The 14,197-nt window shown below is 71.5% G+C and carries 14 protein-coding genes; 5 read left to right on the top strand and 9 right to left on the bottom strand.

Annotated elements, in window-relative coordinates; genetic code table 11:
* Positions 1 to 8: 8 nt before the first annotated feature.
* Genes ACF09C_RS08150 through ACF09C_RS08140 form a run of 3 tightly spaced genes read right to left on the bottom strand, consistent with a single transcriptional unit; the run spans position 9 to position 2,991 of the window.
* Positions 9 to 842, bottom strand: a complete 834-nt coding sequence (locus ACF09C_RS08150; protein WP_392090038.1) for a carbohydrate ABC transporter permease — start codon at positions 840 to 842, stop codon at positions 9 to 11.
* Positions 839 to 1,738, bottom strand: a complete 900-nt coding sequence (locus tag ACF09C_RS08145; RefSeq protein ID WP_392090036.1) for a carbohydrate ABC transporter permease — start codon at positions 1,736 to 1,738, stop codon at positions 839 to 841. Before ACF09C_RS08145 ends, ACF09C_RS08150 begins: the two co-directional genes overlap by 4 nt.
* Positions 1,735 to 2,991 carry an extracellular solute-binding protein gene (locus tag ACF09C_RS08140; RefSeq protein WP_392090034.1) on the bottom strand — a complete coding sequence of 419 codons (1,257 nt, stop codon included), beginning with the start codon at positions 2,989 to 2,991 and terminating at the stop codon, positions 1,735 to 1,737. The genes ACF09C_RS08145 and ACF09C_RS08140 overlap by 4 nt, the downstream gene beginning before the upstream one ends.
* Before the next feature lie 185 nt (positions 2,992 to 3,176).
* On the opposite strand from ACF09C_RS08140, the gene ACF09C_RS08135 reads away from it, so the two are divergent.
* Both ACF09C_RS08135 and ACF09C_RS08130 read left to right on the top strand, forming a co-directional pair.
* Positions 3,177 to 3,944: a GntR family transcriptional regulator gene (locus ACF09C_RS08135; protein ID WP_392090031.1), complete on the top strand. Its 768-nt coding sequence runs from the start codon at positions 3,177 to 3,179 to the stop codon at positions 3,942 to 3,944.
* 89 nt (positions 3,945 to 4,033) lie between these two features.
* Positions 4,034 to 4,249: a dodecin gene (locus ACF09C_RS08130; RefSeq protein ID WP_392090029.1), complete on the top strand. Its 216-nt coding sequence runs from the start codon at positions 4,034 to 4,036 to the stop codon at positions 4,247 to 4,249.
* A 33-nt stretch (positions 4,250 to 4,282) separates the two neighbouring features.
* Here ACF09C_RS08130 and ACF09C_RS08125 read toward each other — a convergent pair whose 3' ends face one another.
* Positions 4,283 to 4,780: a hypothetical protein gene (locus ACF09C_RS08125; RefSeq protein WP_392090026.1), complete on the bottom strand. Its 498-nt coding sequence runs from the start codon at positions 4,778 to 4,780 to the stop codon at positions 4,283 to 4,285.
* 79 nt (positions 4,781 to 4,859) lie between these two features.
* Here ACF09C_RS08125 and ACF09C_RS08120 point away from each other — a divergent pair, with 79 nt between their 5' ends.
* Together ACF09C_RS08120 and ACF09C_RS08115 are read left to right on the top strand one after the other, a co-directional pair.
* Complete coding sequence (locus ACF09C_RS08120) at positions 4,860 to 5,873, top strand: LLM class flavin-dependent oxidoreductase (RefSeq protein ID WP_392090025.1); 1,014 nt, start codon at positions 4,860 to 4,862, stop codon at positions 5,871 to 5,873.
* A 27-nt stretch (positions 5,874 to 5,900) separates the two neighbouring features.
* On the top strand, positions 5,901 to 8,255 hold the full coding sequence (locus ACF09C_RS08115) for an ATP-binding cassette domain-containing protein (RefSeq protein WP_392090021.1): 2,355 nt from the start codon (positions 5,901 to 5,903) through the stop codon (positions 8,253 to 8,255).
* A 40-nt stretch (positions 8,256 to 8,295) separates the two neighbouring features.
* Here ACF09C_RS08115 and ACF09C_RS08110 read toward each other — a convergent pair whose 3' ends face one another.
* The gene (locus ACF09C_RS08110) at positions 8,296 to 8,859 is read right to left on the bottom strand and encodes a YceI family protein (protein ID WP_392090018.1); all 564 of its coding nucleotides are present in this window, start codon (positions 8,857 to 8,859) and stop codon (positions 8,296 to 8,298) included.
* Between the two features lie 130 nt (positions 8,860 to 8,989).
* Between ACF09C_RS08110 and ACF09C_RS08105 the strand changes: the two genes are divergently transcribed.
* The gene (locus ACF09C_RS08105; RefSeq protein ID WP_392090016.1) at positions 8,990 to 9,844 is read left to right on the top strand and encodes a helix-turn-helix domain-containing protein; all 855 of its coding nucleotides are present in this window, start codon (positions 8,990 to 8,992) and stop codon (positions 9,842 to 9,844) included.
* A gap of 62 nt (positions 9,845 to 9,906) precedes the next feature.
* On the opposite strand, the gene ACF09C_RS08100 is transcribed toward ACF09C_RS08105, so the two are convergent.
* The 4 genes from ACF09C_RS08100 to ACF09C_RS08085 all read right to left on the bottom strand — a co-directional run bounded on the left by ACF09C_RS08100 (position 9,907) and on the right by ACF09C_RS08085 (position 14,196).
* Positions 9,907 to 10,734 carry a tyrosinase family protein gene (locus ACF09C_RS08100; RefSeq protein ID WP_392090014.1) on the bottom strand — a complete coding sequence of 276 codons (828 nt, stop codon included), beginning with the start codon at positions 10,732 to 10,734 and terminating at the stop codon, positions 9,907 to 9,909.
* A 23-nt stretch (positions 10,735 to 10,757) separates the two neighbouring features.
* Positions 10,758 to 11,150: a tyrosinase cofactor gene (locus ACF09C_RS08095; protein WP_392090012.1), complete on the bottom strand. Its 393-nt coding sequence runs from the start codon at positions 11,148 to 11,150 to the stop codon at positions 10,758 to 10,760.
* A 320-nt stretch (positions 11,151 to 11,470) separates the two neighbouring features.
* A complete protein-coding gene (locus tag ACF09C_RS08090; RefSeq protein WP_392090010.1) occupies positions 11,471 to 12,217 on the bottom strand; it encodes a succinate dehydrogenase/fumarate reductase iron-sulfur subunit in 747 nt (248 codons plus the stop codon).
* Positions 12,214 to 14,196 carry a fumarate reductase/succinate dehydrogenase flavoprotein subunit gene (locus tag ACF09C_RS08085; RefSeq protein WP_392090007.1) on the bottom strand — a complete coding sequence of 661 codons (1,983 nt, stop codon included), beginning with the start codon at positions 14,194 to 14,196 and terminating at the stop codon, positions 12,214 to 12,216. Before ACF09C_RS08085 ends, ACF09C_RS08090 begins: the two co-directional genes overlap by 4 nt.
* Position 14,197 lies beyond the last annotated feature (1 nt).

Below are 14,197 nucleotides of genomic sequence, written 5' to 3'. Positions count from 1 at the left end.
GTGGCTCGTTATCCCTTCACGGCTCCGCCGGTCATCCCGGCGGCGACCCGGCCCTGCAGGACCAGGAAGAGGACGAGGACGGGCAGGGCGAAGAGGGTGGAGGCGGCCATGGTGGCGCCCCAGTCGGTGCCGAAGACGTTGGAGAAGGAGGAGAGCCAGACCGGAAGGGTCCGGTCGTCCTGGTTCTTGATGATGAGCATGTTGGCGAAGGCGAACTCGTTCCAGGCGGTGATGAATCCGAAGAGCGAGGTGGCAAGCAGACCGGGCGCGAGCAGCGGCAGCGTCACCCGGCGGAACGCCTCGGCGCGGGTGCAGCCGTCGACCTGTGCGGCTTCTTCGAGTTCGGCGGGGACGGCTGCGAGGAAGGACCGCAGGGTGACGATGGTGAAGGGCAGGGTGACCATGAAGTAGATCAGCGTCAGGGTGGCCAGCCTGTCGAGCAGGTCGGCGTCCCGGGCGATGACGTACATGGGGATCAACAGTGCTTCCCACGGGGCCACTTGGGCCACGAAGACCATCAGGACGAAGCCGCGCCGGCCGCGCCAGCGCATCCGGGCGACGGCGAAGGCCGCGCTGAGTGCCACGACCAGAGCCAGCAGGACGCAACCGGCGGTGACGAGCAGGCTGTTGCGCCAGAAGAGCCAGAAGCCGTCCGCCTCGACGGCGTGCGCGAAGTGCTCCAGGGTGAGGGAGGTGGGCAGGAAGACCGGGGTCTCCGCCTGGATGTCGGGGGTGGGTTTGAAGGCGGTCAGGACCATCCAGTAGACGGGGAAGACGGCGAGGACGAAGACGATCGACGCGGCCGTGTTCAGGGGAACGCGGCGCAGGGCGCGGGGAGTCACCGGTCGGCCTCCTGGCGGAACAGCTGGCGGAAGTAGGCGATCAGCACGGCGACCAGGAGGAGCACGGTCAGGGTCGAGACGGCCGAGCCGAGGTCGTAGCGGTGCAGGGACTGGGCCACCCGGTACGCGTAGACGGGCAGCGTGGTCGTCGCGTCGCCGGGGCCGCCGCGGGTGACGGCCCAGATCTGGGCGAAGCAGCGGAAGACCCAGATCACTTCGAGGCAGAGGACGAGACCGAAGATCGGCCGGAGCAGGGGCAGGGTGATCGAGCGGAAGATCCGCCCCGCCCCGGCTCCGTCGAGCCGGGCCGACTCGTACAGCTCCTCGGGAACGGTCAGCAGGGCCGTGTGCAGGGTGATCGCGGCGAACGGCACCGACTGCCAGACCACGAGCAGGACGAGGACGGTGAAGGCGGCGGTGCCGTCGGCGAGCCAGGAGTAGCCCTCGTAGGAGGTGAACCCGAGGCGTACGAGCACCCAGTTGACGACGCCGAGCCGCGAGGCGAAGAGCCACTGGAAGACGGTGGTGGTGGCGATGACCGGGCTGGCCCAGGCCAGCACGAGCCCGCTCGTCACCACGATCCGCATCCGCCGGCCGAGCCGCCGCATCATCAGCGCGACGAGGGTGCCGATCACCATGATCAGGACGACGTTGATCAGGGTCCACCAGAAGGTGCGCCGGACGACCTCCCAGAACTCCGGGTCCGCGAGGACGGTCCGGTAGTTGGCGAGCCCGACGAACGGCGCCCCGCCCCTGATGAGTTCGCCCATGCCGTAGTGCTGGAGGGAGATCAGCAGGTTGCGGACGAGGGGGTAGCCGAGGAGCAGGGCGCCGCCGAGGACGGTCGGCGCGACGAGGAGGTAGGGCCAGAGGGCGGCCCGGCGCCGCCCGCTCACGAGCCGAGGGTCTTGGTGATGCTCTCCGACGCGTCCTTGGCGGCCCGCGCCGGGTCGGTGCCGGTGAGCACGGCCGTCATGTACTGCTTGATCGGGTTGGTGGCCTCGACGGCCGCCCACTGCGGGGAGTTGGGGGTCGCCCGGCCCTGGGCCGCGCCCGCCGCCATGGCGGCGGTGCCCTCGTCGTCCTGGATGACGCGGGCGAGCGAGGTGCGGTTGGGGACGTAGCTCATCGCCTTCGCCATCTCCGTCTGCCACTTCTCCCCCGCGAGCGCCTTGACGACCTCGTAGGCGGCGTCGGGGTGGGCGGAGGCCTCGGGGACGATGAGGTCGGAGCCGCCGGTGAAGACGGCGCCGGGCTTGTCCGCGGTGGTTCCGGGGATCGGGAAGAAGCCCAGCTTGCCCTTGAGCGCCGGGTTGGCCTCCTCGACGATCTTCGCGCCGCCGGGCACGGCGATGATCTGGGCCACGTCCCCCTTGGCGAAGACGTCGGCCTGCGGGGGCTTGGCCTCGTCGGAGTCCTTCGGCCCCTTGCCGAGGGCCTGGAGCTGCCGGTAGAAGTCCATGCCCGCGAGGGCCTGCGGGGTGTCGAGCGCGCCCTTCCACGTCTCGCCGTCGCGTACGGCGAGGTCGCCGCCGTCCTCCCAGATGAAGCCGGCGAGGGTGTACCAGTTCTGTCCGGGCAGGTAGATGCCCTGCGTCGAGCCCTTGTTGAGCTTCGCGGTGACGGTGAGCCACTCGGCGCGGTTCCTGGGCGGGGCGGTGACGCCGGCCTTGGCGAAGAGGTCCTTGTGGTAGATGACCACCCGGTTGGCGGCGTACCAGGGGATGCCGTACTGCTTGCCGTCGACCTTGCCGGGCTCGGCGAGTCCGGGCAACCAGTCGGCGCCGTTCAGGTCGGCGACCTTGTCGCTGAGGTCGCGCACGCCTCCGCTCGCCGCGTACTGGGCGATCTGGGTGTTGCCGACCTCGATGACGTCAGGGGCGTCCTTGCTGGCCAGGGCCGCCGTGACCTTCTCGCCGATGCCGTCCCACTCCTGGATCTGGATGTCGAGGGTGGTGCCCTGGTGCGTCGCCTCGAAGTCGGCGCGGAAGCGGGAGAGGAAGTCGTCGGTGACGCTGTCCTTCATGATCCAGACGGTCACCTTGCCGGATGCGCCGGACTTCGGGTCGTCCGTCGAGCCGCAGGCCGTGACGGAGACGGCGAGGGCGGTCGCGAGGGCGACGGGGGCGGCGAGGGAGCTGATCTTCACGGGCACCTCGAAGGAGAAGGATTGACCAATTGGTCAGGTGGTCAGCTGCGCGCCCAGAAGGTGGCATAGACCAATCGGGCCGTCAACCCCCGTAAAAATATGCGCTGTTCACGGATCAGCCGGGCACCGACCATGGCTAGGATGGGGCTTACCAGTTGACCAGTCAGGGGAGCCAGGGAGAGCACATGAACGACAGCCCCTCGGGCGGGGTGCTGAAGCGGGAGCGGGTACGGGAGCACCTACTGGGCCTGATCGAGGCCCGCGGACCCGGCATGCCGATCCCGTCCGAACGCACGCTCTGCGCCGACCTCGGCGTCTCGCGACCCACACTGCGCGCCGCGGTCGACGAACTCGTCGCGACGGGCGCGCTCGTACGGGAGCAGGGCCGCGGCACGTTCGTCGCACCGGCCAAGATCACTCAGCAACTCATGCCACTGGACAGCGCGTTCACGGTCCCGCGGGCGTCGGGCACCTGGTCGAGCCGGGTCATCGAGTGCGTCCGGACGACGGCCGGGGCGCGGATCGGAAGGAAGCTCAGGATCTCCCCGGCCGCCGAGCTGCTCTACATCGCCCGGCTGCGCCTGGTCGACGGCTCGCCCATGGCCATCGAGCACCTCCACATCCCGGCGGAGCTGCTGTCCACGACGCTCACCACGGAGGAACTGGAGGCCGGCGATCTCTACGAGCACCTGCGCGACCACCACCGGATCCACGTCCGCGAGGCGACGCAGTCCATCGAGCCCACCGTCGTCAGCGAGGACGAGGCGGGGCTCCTCGACATCCCCGTCCTCTCCCCCGCCCTGCTGATCGAGCGGCTCACCCTGGACACCTCGGGCCGGCCCGTCGAGTACGTCCACTCGGTGTACCGGGGCGACCGGTACCGGATCGTCTCGCGCCTCGACTTCACCCAGGACGGCGTCGTGACCTCCTCGACGGAGGGGGACGCGTACTGAGCCCGCCTCCCGGGCGCGTCCGACGTGTCGCGGACCGGGGCTCCGTGGGGCACCGTGGAATGACCCCCACGGAGAGGAATCCGGCCCCCATGTCGAACCACACCTACCGCGTCACCGAGATCGTCGGCACGTCCACGGAGAGCGTGGACCAGGCCATCCGCAACGGCATCGAGCGGGCCTCGCAGAAGCTCCGCGGTCTCGACTGGTTCGAGGTGACGCAGGTCCGCGGCCACCTGGTCGACGGCGCGATCGCGCACTTCCAGGTCGGCCTGAAGGTCGGCTTCCGGCTGGAGGAGGGCGAGTAGGACGCCCGGCCCCGCCGGGCGGGCGGGCGCCGGTCAGGTCCGGCCCTCCTTCTCCTGGGCGTCCCTGAGCGCCTCCGAGGCCGTCGCCCAGCGGGCCCGTACGACCGTGAAGCCTGCCCCCTCCGCCGCGTCGCAGACCAGCTCGTCGTCGTCCACGAGCATCCGGATCTCACGGTCGCGGCCGAGGCGGCGCAGGATCTCCAGCTTCGTCACACGCGCGGGGCGGAAGTCCCGGTCGCGCCGCATGTGCAGAGCGCCCTCGGGAAGCCCGTGCGCGGCGAGCCACGCGACGGTGTCCCGGCGGCAGCGCTCGGGCCGGCCCGTCAGATACACGGTCTCGCACTCCTCGGCGGCCTCCCGGCACAGGGCGACACCCTCCGCGAGCGGCGGGTCCTGGGGCGCCGCAGCGAAGAACGCGGCCCAGTCGCGCGGCTTGCCCTCCAGGAAGCGCTGCCGGTGCGCCGTGGAGGCGAGCGTGTTGTCGAGGTCGAAGACGGCGAGGGGCCTGTCGGCACTGCTGGTACGGGTCACCCGGACAGCCTAGGCAACTCCGGACCGTGCCCCGTCCCCGCGCCGGGAATCCTCGGCGACCTGGGGCGTTGAACCCCATGTGACTCTTTCCGCCGACGGCATCCGTCTCTCCGTGCTCGACCGCTCCCGCACCCGGGAGGGCGAGGACGGCTCCGTCGCCCTGCGCGCGACCGTGGACCTGGCGCGGGAGGTGGAGGCGCTCGGGTACCACCGGTTCTGGGTGTCGGAGCACCACAGCGTGCCCGGCGTCGCCGGTTCGGCGCCGACCGTCCTGGCCGCCGCCGTGGCCGCGGCGACCTCGGCCATCCGGGTCGGGACCGGCGGAGTGATGCTCCCGAACCACCAGCCGATGGTCGTCGCGGAGCAGTTCGGCGTCCTGGAGTCGCTGTTCCCCGGCCGGATCGACATGGGCCTCGGCCGTTCCGTCGGCTTCACCGACGGCATCCGGCGGGCGCTCGGCCGGGACAAGGACGACGCCGACCGGTTCGGCGAGCAGCTGGACGAGCTGCTCGGCTGGTTCACCGGAACCCAGAGTTCCCATCCGCAGGTGCACGCGCGCCCGGCCGAGGGCCTGCGGGTCCCGCCTTACGTGCTGGCCACCGGCGAGGGCGCGCGGATCGCGGCCCGGGCCGGGCTGCCGCTGGTGATCGGGGACCTGCGCGGCCGGGAACGGATGCTGCGCGCGATCGACGACTACCGCTCCGCCTTCCGGCCCTCGCCCTGGTCCGTGGAGCCGTACGTCGTGATCGCGGGTACCGTCGCGGTCGCCGCCACCGAGGAGGAGGCTCGGGAGCTCCTCGTCCCGGAGGCGTGGTCGCTGGCGTACTCCCGTACGCGGGGTGCCTTCCCCGCGCTCGCGCCCGCCGACGAGGTCCGGCGGCTCGCCATGACCGACAAGCAGCGTGAGTTCTTCGACTCGGGCCTCCAGGGGCATCTGTACGGCACGGAGGAGCAGGTCGGTGAGGCCCTGGAGCGGGTGGTGAAGGAGAGCGGCGCGCGGGAGGTGCTGGTGACGACCAGTACGTACGACCGCGCGGCGCTGCTCGACTCGTACCGCCGACTCGCCCGTACGGCGGGCCTCACACCGGCCTGACCAGGCAAAACGCTTAGAATCTGGCGCATGTCCCACAGCTCCCCCGGCACCTTCGACCCGTACGTCCGTGTGCGCGGCGCCCGCGAGCACAATCTCGCCGGCGTCGACGTGGACATTCCGCGCGACGCGATCGCCGTCTTCACGGGGGTGTCGGGCTCGGGCAAGTCCTCCCTGGCCTTCGGGACGATCTACGCGGAGGCCCAGCGCCGCTTCTTCGAGTCGGTCGCGCCGTACGCCCGGCGGCTCATCCACCAGGTGGGGGCGCCGAAGGTCGGCGAGATCAGCGGCCTGCCGCCGGCGGTCTCGCTGGAGCAGCGCCGTTCCTCGCCGGGCGCCCGCTCGTCGGTCGGCACGGTCACGACGCTCTCCAACTCGCTGCGCATGCTGTTCTCCCGCGCCGGTACGTATCCGGCGGGCGCCGAGCGGCTCGACTCCGACGCCTTCTCGCCCAACACGGCCGCCGGCGCCTGCCCCGAGTGCCACGGTCTCGGCCGGGTGCACGAGACCAGCGAGGAACTGCTCGTACCGGACCCGGAGTTGTCGATCCGGGACGGGGCGATCGCCGCCTGGCCCGGAGCCTGGCAGGGGAAGAACCTCCGTGATGTGCTCGACGCCCTGGGCCACGACGTCGACCGGCCGTGGCGGGAGCTGCCCGAGGCGGACCGGCGGTGGATCCTCTTCACCGAAGAGCAGCCGGTCGTGACGGTGCATCCGGTACGGGACGCTGAACGCATCCAACGTCCGTACCAGGGCACCTACATGAGCGCGCGGCGCTATGTGATGCACACCTTCTCCGACTCCAAGAGCGCCACGCTGCGGGCGAAGGCGGAGCGCTTCCTCACCAGCGCGCCCTGCCCGGTCTGTGGGGGCGGCAGGCTCCGTCCCGAGGCGCTCGCGGTGACGTTCGCCGGCCGGACGATCGCCGATCTCGCCGCCCTGCCGCTGACGGGCCTGGCCGGTCTCCTGGCGGAGCACGACGGCTCGGAGACCGCCCGGGTGCTGACCGAGGATCTCGTCGCCCGGATCGGCACGGTCGCCGAACTGGGCCTCGGCTATCTCAGCCTGGACCGGGCCACCCCGACGCTCTCCAACGGGGAGCTCCAACGGCTGCGGCTCGCGACCCAGTTGCGCTCGGGTCTCTTCGGTGTCGTGTACGTCCTCGACGAACCCTCCGCCGGTCTGCACCCGGCCGACACCGAGGCGCTCCTGGTGGTCCTCGACCGGCTGAAGGCGGCCGGCAACACGGTGTTCGTGGTGGAGCACCACCTCGACGTGGTCCGGCACGCCGACTGGATCGTGGACGTCGGGCCAGGGGCCGGGACGCACGGCGGCCGGGTGCTGCACAGCGGTCCGCCGGGCGGTCTCGCGGAGGTGACGGAGTCGGCGACCCGCCGCTACCTCTTCGACCGCGCCCCCGTGCCGGAGCGGGCGGCCCGTTCCGGCACGGGCCTGCTGCGCGTCGGCCCGGTCACCCGGCACAACCTCACGGGCGTGACCGCGGCGTTCCCGACCGGGGTACTCACGGCGGTGACCGGCGTCTCGGGCTCGGGCAAGTCGACGCTGGTCGGCGAGTTGCGCGAGGAACTCGCCGGTGTGGGACGGGTCGTGACGGTCGACCAGAAACCGATCGGCCGGACTCCCCGGTCCAACCTGGCGACGTACACGGGCCTCTTCGACGTCGTACGGAAGCTGTTCACGGACACCGAGGAGGCGCGGGCCCGCGGCTACCGGGCGGGCCGGTTCTCCTTCAACGTGAGCGGCGGGCGGTGCGAGACCTGCCAGGGCGAAGGCTTCGTCTCGGTCGAGCTGCTGTTCCTGCCGAGCACGTACGCTCCCTGCCCGGACTGCCGGGGTGCCCGCTACAACCCGGAGACCCTGGAGGTCCGGTGGCGCGGGCTCACCATCGCCGAGGTGCTCGACCTGACGGTCGAGTCGGCGGCCGGGTTCTTCGCCGACACCCCGGCCGCCGCGCGGAGCCTGCGGACGCTGCTCGACGTCGGCCTCGGGCATCTGCGGCTCGGGCAGCCGGCCACCGAGCTGTCCGGCGGCGAGGCCCAGCGCATCAAGCTGGCCGCCGAACTCCAGCGGCCGCGCCGGGGCCACACCCTCTACGTCCTGGACGAGCCGACGACGGGGCTCCACCCGGCCGATGTCGAGGTCCTGATGCGCCAGTTGCACGGCCTGGTCGACGCCGGTCACACCGTGGTCGTGGTCGAGCACGACATGGACGTCGTCGCCACCGCGGACTGGGTGATCGACCTGGGTCCTGGCGGCGGCGAGGAGGGCGGCCGGATCGTGGCCGAGGGCCCGCCGCGGGTCGTGGCGGCGGTGGCGGCGAGCCGGACCGCACCGTACCTCGCGGCCCGGCTCGACGGCCGGTGACCTCCAGCCCCTGACGGGCTGAACGCCTTCGAACCCAGGTCTACCTGGGCTCGACGAACTGGACCTCCAGGCTCACCTTGATCACGTCACCGAGGAAGCCGGGCGCGAAGTCGAGGCCGAAGTCGCTGCGCCGGAACTCCCCGGTCGCGTCGAAGCCCGCGTGCCGGCTCCCGTCCACCGGGACGTCGACGACACCTCCGAACTCGACGTCGAACGTGATGGGGCGGGTGACGTCCCCGATGGTGAGGTCGCCCTCAAGCGTCCACTCCTCCCCCGCGCCGCCGATCCGGGTGGACCGGAACGTCATGGTGGGGCGCTTCTCGACATCGAGGAGATCCGCGGCGCGCACGTGTGCGTCCCGGTCCGCGTTGCCGGTGTCGATCGAGGCGAGGGCGACGGTCGCGGTGATGGAGGAGTCCGCGAGGCTCTCGCCGACGACCAGCTCGGCGCTCAGCTCGTTGAAGCGCCCGCGCACCTTGGAGATGCCGAGGTGGCGGATGGTGAAGCCGACGGCGGAGTGCAGCGGGTCGAAGGTCCAGCGCCCGGCGGTCAGCGGAAGCGCGGTCGGGGTGGCGGTCGTGGGGATCTGTGCGTCGTTGGTCATGGCTCCACGCTGCTGCCTGGCCGCACGGGGAGGAAGGCCGTGCCGGGAGGGGTAGCACGCAGACGGGTAGCGCGGAGAGTGGTAGTGAGAGGGCCACCCTCGCGCGCGTGCCGCCTCGTACGATCGAGGGATGAGCGACAACGAGCTGGGGGCGTTCCTGCGCGCCCGCCGCGAGGCCCTCACCCCCGCGGAGGCGGGGCTGCCGGCCGGGACGCGGCGTAGGACGCCGGGGCTGCGGCGGGCGGAGCTGGCGATGCTGGCCGGGATCAGTGTCGAGTACCTGGCCCGCCTGGAGCAGGGCAGGGACCGCAACCCCTCCGCGCAGGTCCTCGGCACGCTCAGCGACGCGCTGCGGCTGCAGCTCGACGCCCGTGTGCACCTGCGGCGGCTGGCGAAGTCCGACGGCGGCAAGCACCTGTGCGCGGCGGCTCCGGCGCCGGCCCGCGAGGTGCGGTCGACGGTGCGCGCCCTGGTCGACCGGCTCGGGGAGACGCCGGCCGCCGTCACGAACATGCTGGGCGAGACCGTCGCGTACAGCGACGGCTACGCCCGGCTCGCCGGGCCGCTCGGGCTCCTCGACGGCGATCCGCCCAGCCTGCCGCGGTACGTCTTCACCGATCCCCGGGCCCGTGAGGTCTTCCCTGACTGGGACCGGGTGGCGGACCGGCAGGTGGCGGCGCTGTACTTCGGCATCACTGGCTCCGACCCCACGATGGCGGAGCTGGCCAGGGAGCTGACGGTCACCGGGGGCGCGCCGTTCTCGGACCGGCTGGCCGCCTCGGGCGTCCTGCCGGACCGCTCGGGTGTCGAGCGCCTGGTGCACCCCGAGGTCGGCGAGCTGCGCCTCGCGTTCGAGGTCCTCGACCTGGCGGAGGCGGACGGTCAGCAGCTGGTGGTGCGGCTGCCCTCCGACGAGGCGTCCTCCATCGCCCTCGACCGCCTCGCGGGCCGCCGCCCGGGCACCCTGCGCGCGGTCGGCGGCTGACACCGGGCCCGTCACGGCCCCGGCGGAGGGCCGGCCACCGGGCCGGCCCTCCCGGACACGACCTAGACGGCCGTGTCGAAGGTGTAGTGGCGCGTGTGGTCCAGCATGTCCGCGGGGGTCACGTTGTTCCAGGGCCGCATGGTGTCGTTCAGGTCCACGACGTTCGGCGTGCCCGCGGCCGGAAGGTACGCGGACCGGGGGTGGCGGGCCTGCCAGTCGGCCCACAGCTTGTCGACGAAGGCGTGGTGCATCCAGAAGACGGGGTCGTTCGGGGAGACTCCCGTGCCCATCTGGCCGCCGACCCAGACGTGGACGCGGTTGTGGAGGTTGACGCCGCGCCACCCCTCCAGGTGGTTGCGGAACCCGTCCGACGAGCTGTTCCACGGCGCCATGTCGTAGGTCTCCATGGCGAGGACGGTGTCCACCTCGGCGCGGGTGGGGAGCTGACGGCCACCGGCGCCCAGGTCGCGCCGCAGGAAGTCACGGCCGTCGACGCGGACGTTGATCGTCCACCGGTTGCCGCTGCGGGCGAACGCCCCGTCCATCACCTGGCCGTCGCGGGCGCGGCCGGTGCCGCCGAGGAAGTCGGGGGCCCAGAGCGACGAGCGGGCCGTGCGGTCGGCGGTCCAGTCCCAGTAGGGCAGGGCGACGGTGGCGTCGACGGACTGCAGGGCCTGCTCGAACTCTATGAGGTAGCGGCGGTGCCAGGGGAGGAACGAGGGAGAGCGGTGGCCGACTCTGTCACCGCTGTCGGTGTCGCCCATGATGAAGGCGTTGTGGGTGGTGACGAAGGCGTCGTAGCGGCCCGAGCGCTTGAGCTCGAGGAGCGCGTCGACGAAGCGCTTCTTCTCGTCGGCGGTGAGGGTGGCCTGGTTCTTGCGTACGGTCATGGTGGTGCGGCTCCTGGATCGGGTCAGACGAGGGTGAGCGGAACGAGGGAAGCGCCCCTCAGTTCGCGGACGGCCGCACGGGCCGCCGCCTTGGGCGTGGCGACCGGCTCGTAGTGGCTGATCACGCTGATCCAGGTGCCGTCGGCGTTCTGCATGAGGTGCAGGTCCTCGCCGTCGATGGTCACGGAGTAGCCACCTCCGTGGTGCCCCCCGTGGTGGCCGCCGCCGTGCGCGGGGCCGCCCTTGATGCGCCGCCCCAGGTAGGTCTCGTCGAAGGAGGCCGGGGCGGAGCCGCTCGCCGGGGCCGCGGCGAGCGGCGCGGCCGCGTCGGCGGCCCCTGCGGCGGCGAGGCCCGCGACGGCACCGGCGGCGCCCGCGGCGACGCCGAGGGCCTTGCGGCGGGTGATTGTGGACATGATAGTCCCCCCAAATGGTCGGATACGACCGGGGGTTGGTCATATGCCCCCGGCAGGACCATCAATACCCAAGGGTGACGGAGCGCCGGAAATCACCTGATGACGGTTGGCCGCGAAATGGACAACTCCCAGCGAAATGTACAGAGTTGAACTGAGTTGATCTTGCGGCGCGACGGCGCCGGCACACCTCGGAGTGAAGATCTTACGGAGAACACGACGATTCCATGAAGATCTTTCACTCCGGGGTGCGGCGCGTGGCGGGCGTCACGCTCTCCGACTGTCCGAAAGCGGTCGCGGTCGCGGCGCCCGGAACGCGGGATTCAGCCGCGTGCCTTGCGCTGGGCGCGGAGCCATTCCTTGTTCATCGCGGCGATCGACGGCAGAGGGATGCCCTTCGGGCACGCCGTCGCGCACTCTCCGGTGAGGGTGCATCCCCCGAACCCCTCGGCGTCCATCTGGCCGACCATGTCGAGGACGCGGGTCTCTCGTTCCGGGGAGCCCTGGGGCAGGACGTTCAGGTGGTTGACCTTCGCCGAGGTGAAGAGCATCGCCGAGCCGTTGGGGCAGGCGGCGACGCACGCGCCGCAGCCGATGCACTCGGCGTGCTCGAAGGCGAAGTCGGCGTCGGCCTTCGGCACCGGGGTGGCGTGGGCCTCGGGGGCCGAGCCGGTGGGGGCGCTGATGTAGCCGCCGGCCTGGATGATGCGGTCGAAGGCGGATCGGTCCACCACCAGGTCCTTGACCACCGGGAAGGCGGAGGCGCGCCAGGGCTCCACGTCGATGGTGTCGCCGTCCCGGAAGGACCGCATGTGCAGCTGGCAGGTCGTGGTGCGCTCGGGACCGTGCGCGTCGCCGTTGATGACCAGGCTGCACGCGCCGCAGATGCCCTCGCGGCAGTCGTGGTCGAAGGCCACCGGGTCCTCACCGCGCAGGGTGAGCTCCTCGTTGAGCGTGTCGAGCATCTCGAGGAAGGACATGTCGCTGGAGATGCCGTCCACCTCGTAGGTGGCCATGGCTCCGGGGGCGTCGGCGTTCTTCTGGCGCCAGACGCGGAGGTTGAGCTTCATGCGTAGCTCCGCTGGGTGGGGTGGACGTACTCGAAGGCGAGGTCTTCCTTGTGCAGGACGGGGGCGTCGCCGGTGCCTCCGCCGTGCTCTCCCGGGGGACGCCCCCCAGACCCCCGAAATTCCCAGGCCGCCGCGTACGAGAACTCCTCGTCGCGGCGCTCGGCCTCGCCGTCCGCGGTCTGCGACTCCTCGCGGAAGTGGCCGCCGCAGGACTCGGCGCGGTGCAGCGCGTCGAGGCACATCAGCTCGGCGAGCTCCAGGTAGTCGACGATCCGGTTGGCCTTCTCCAGCGACTGGTTGAACTCCTCGCCCGTACCGGGGACCTTGATGCGGCGCCAGAACTCCTCGCGGATCTGCGGGATGCGGTCCAGCGCCTTGCGCAGCCCCTCGTCGGTGCGGGCCATGCCGCAGAACTCCCACATCAGCTGGCCGAGTTCGCGGTGGAAGGAGTCCGGGGTCCGGTCGCCGTCGACCGCGAGCAGCAGGTTCAGCCGGTCCTCGGTCTCGGCGAGCACCTCCCGTACCTCCGGGTGCTCGTCGGTCACCCGCTCGGCGTCCGGGTGGCGGGCGAGGTAGTCGTTGATGGTGGAGGGCAGGACGAAGTAGCCGTCGGCGAGGCCCTGCATGAGGGCGGAGGCGCCGAGCCGGTTGGCGCCGTGGTCGGAGAAGTTGGCCTCGCCGATGGCGAACAGGCCCGGGACGGTGGTCTGGAGGTCGTAGTCGACCCAGAGCCCGCCCATCGTGTAGTGCACGGCCGGGTAGATCCGCATCGGGACCTCGTACGGGTTCTCCGCGGTGATCCGCTCGTACATGTCGAAGAGGTTGCCGTACTTCTCCTCGACCGCCTTGCGGCCCATCCGCCGGATGGCGTCGGCGAAGTCGAGATAGACGCCCTGTCCGCCGGGGCCGACACCGCGGCCCTCGTCGCAGACGTTCTTCGCGGCGCGGGAGGCGATGTCGCGCGGGACGAGGTTGCCGAAGGAGGGGTAGATCCGCTCCAGGTAGTAGTCGCGCTCGTCCTCGGGGATCTCGGCGGCGGGGCGGGTGTCGCCCTCGGCCTTGGGGACCCAGATGCGGCCGTCGTTGCGCAGCGACTCGCTCATCAGTGTCAGCTTGGACTGGTGGTCGCCGGTGCGCGGGATGCAGGTGGGGTGGATCTGGGTGAAGCAGGGGTTGGCGAAGTACGCGCCGCGCCGGTGCGCCCGCCACACGGCCGTGGCGTTGGAGTTCATGGCGTTCGTCGAGAGGTAGAAGACGTTGCCGTAGCCGCCGCTGGCGAGGACGACGGCGTCCGCGTAGTGCGTGGAGATCGCGCCGGTGATCAGGTCCCGGGCGACGATGCCGCGCGCCCTGCCGTCGACGACGATCAGGTCGAGCATCTCGGTGCGGGCGTGCATCTCGACGTTGCCGGCGGCGATCTGCCGGGACAGCGCCTGGTACGCGCCGAGCAGCAGCTGCTGTCCCGTCTGGCCCCGGGCGTAGAAGGTGCGGGAGACCTGGACGCCGCCGAACGAACGGGTGTCGAGGAGGCCGCCGTACTCGCGGGCGAAGGGGACGCCCTGGGCGACGCACTGGTCGATGATCTCGACGGAGATCTGGGCGAGCCGGTGGACGTTGGACTCCCTGGCGCGGAAGTCGCCGCCCTTGACGGTGTCGTAGAAGAGCCGGTGGATGGAGTCGCCGTCGTTGCGGTAGTTCTTGGCGGCGTTGATGCCGCCCTGGGCGGCGATGGAGTGGGCCCGGCGCGGGGAGTCCTGGTAGCAGAACTGGACGACGTGGTAGCCCTGTTCGGCGAGGGTCGCGCCGGCGGAGCCGCCCGCGAGGCCCGTGCCGACGACGATGACGGTGTGCTTGCGCCGGTTGGCGGGGTTGACCAGCCTGGCCTGGAAGCGGCGGGTGTCCCAGCGTTCGGCGATGGGGCCCGCGGGGGCCTTGTGGTCGACGACCGGCTCGCCGGTCGTGTAGTCGAGGAAGCTCATG

The organism is Streptomyces sp. NPDC014870 (assembly GCF_043081505.1).
In the GTDB taxonomy this organism is placed as follows: Bacteria; Actinomycetota; Actinomycetes; order Streptomycetales; family Streptomycetaceae; genus Streptomyces.
The sequence above is the reverse complement of the archived record's forward strand: the minus strand, read 5'-3'. Positions and strand labels throughout refer to the sequence as shown.

What these genes read in the sequence shown, in the direction of transcription:
- ACF09C_RS08085 (WP_392090007.1), bottom strand. Translation starts at nt 14,196, where the DNA reads ATGAGCTTCCTCGACTACACGACCGGCGAGCCGGTCGTCGACCACAAG.
- ACF09C_RS08135 (WP_392090031.1), top strand. Translation starts at nt 3,177, where the DNA reads ATGAACGACAGCCCCTCGGGCGGGGTGCTGAAGCGGGAGCGGGTACGG.
- ACF09C_RS08110 (WP_392090018.1), bottom strand. Translation starts at nt 8,859, where the DNA reads ATGACCAACGACGCACAGATCCCCACGACCGCCACCCCGACCGCGCTT.
- ACF09C_RS08130 (WP_392090029.1), top strand. Translation starts at nt 4,034, where the DNA reads ATGTCGAACCACACCTACCGCGTCACCGAGATCGTCGGCACGTCCACG.
- ACF09C_RS08095 (WP_392090012.1), bottom strand. Translation starts at nt 11,150, where the DNA reads ATGTCCACAATCACCCGCCGCAAGGCCCTCGGCGTCGCCGCGGGCGCC.
- ACF09C_RS08105 (WP_392090016.1), top strand. Translation starts at nt 8,990, where the DNA reads ATGAGCGACAACGAGCTGGGGGCGTTCCTGCGCGCCCGCCGCGAGGCC.
- ACF09C_RS08090 (WP_392090010.1), bottom strand. Translation starts at nt 12,217, where the DNA reads ATGAAGCTCAACCTCCGCGTCTGGCGCCAGAAGAACGCCGACGCCCCC.
- ACF09C_RS08115 (WP_392090021.1), top strand. Translation starts at nt 5,901, where the DNA reads ATGTCCCACAGCTCCCCCGGCACCTTCGACCCGTACGTCCGTGTGCGC.
- ACF09C_RS08100 (WP_392090014.1), bottom strand. Translation starts at nt 10,734, where the DNA reads ATGACCGTACGCAAGAACCAGGCCACCCTCACCGCCGACGAGAAGAAG.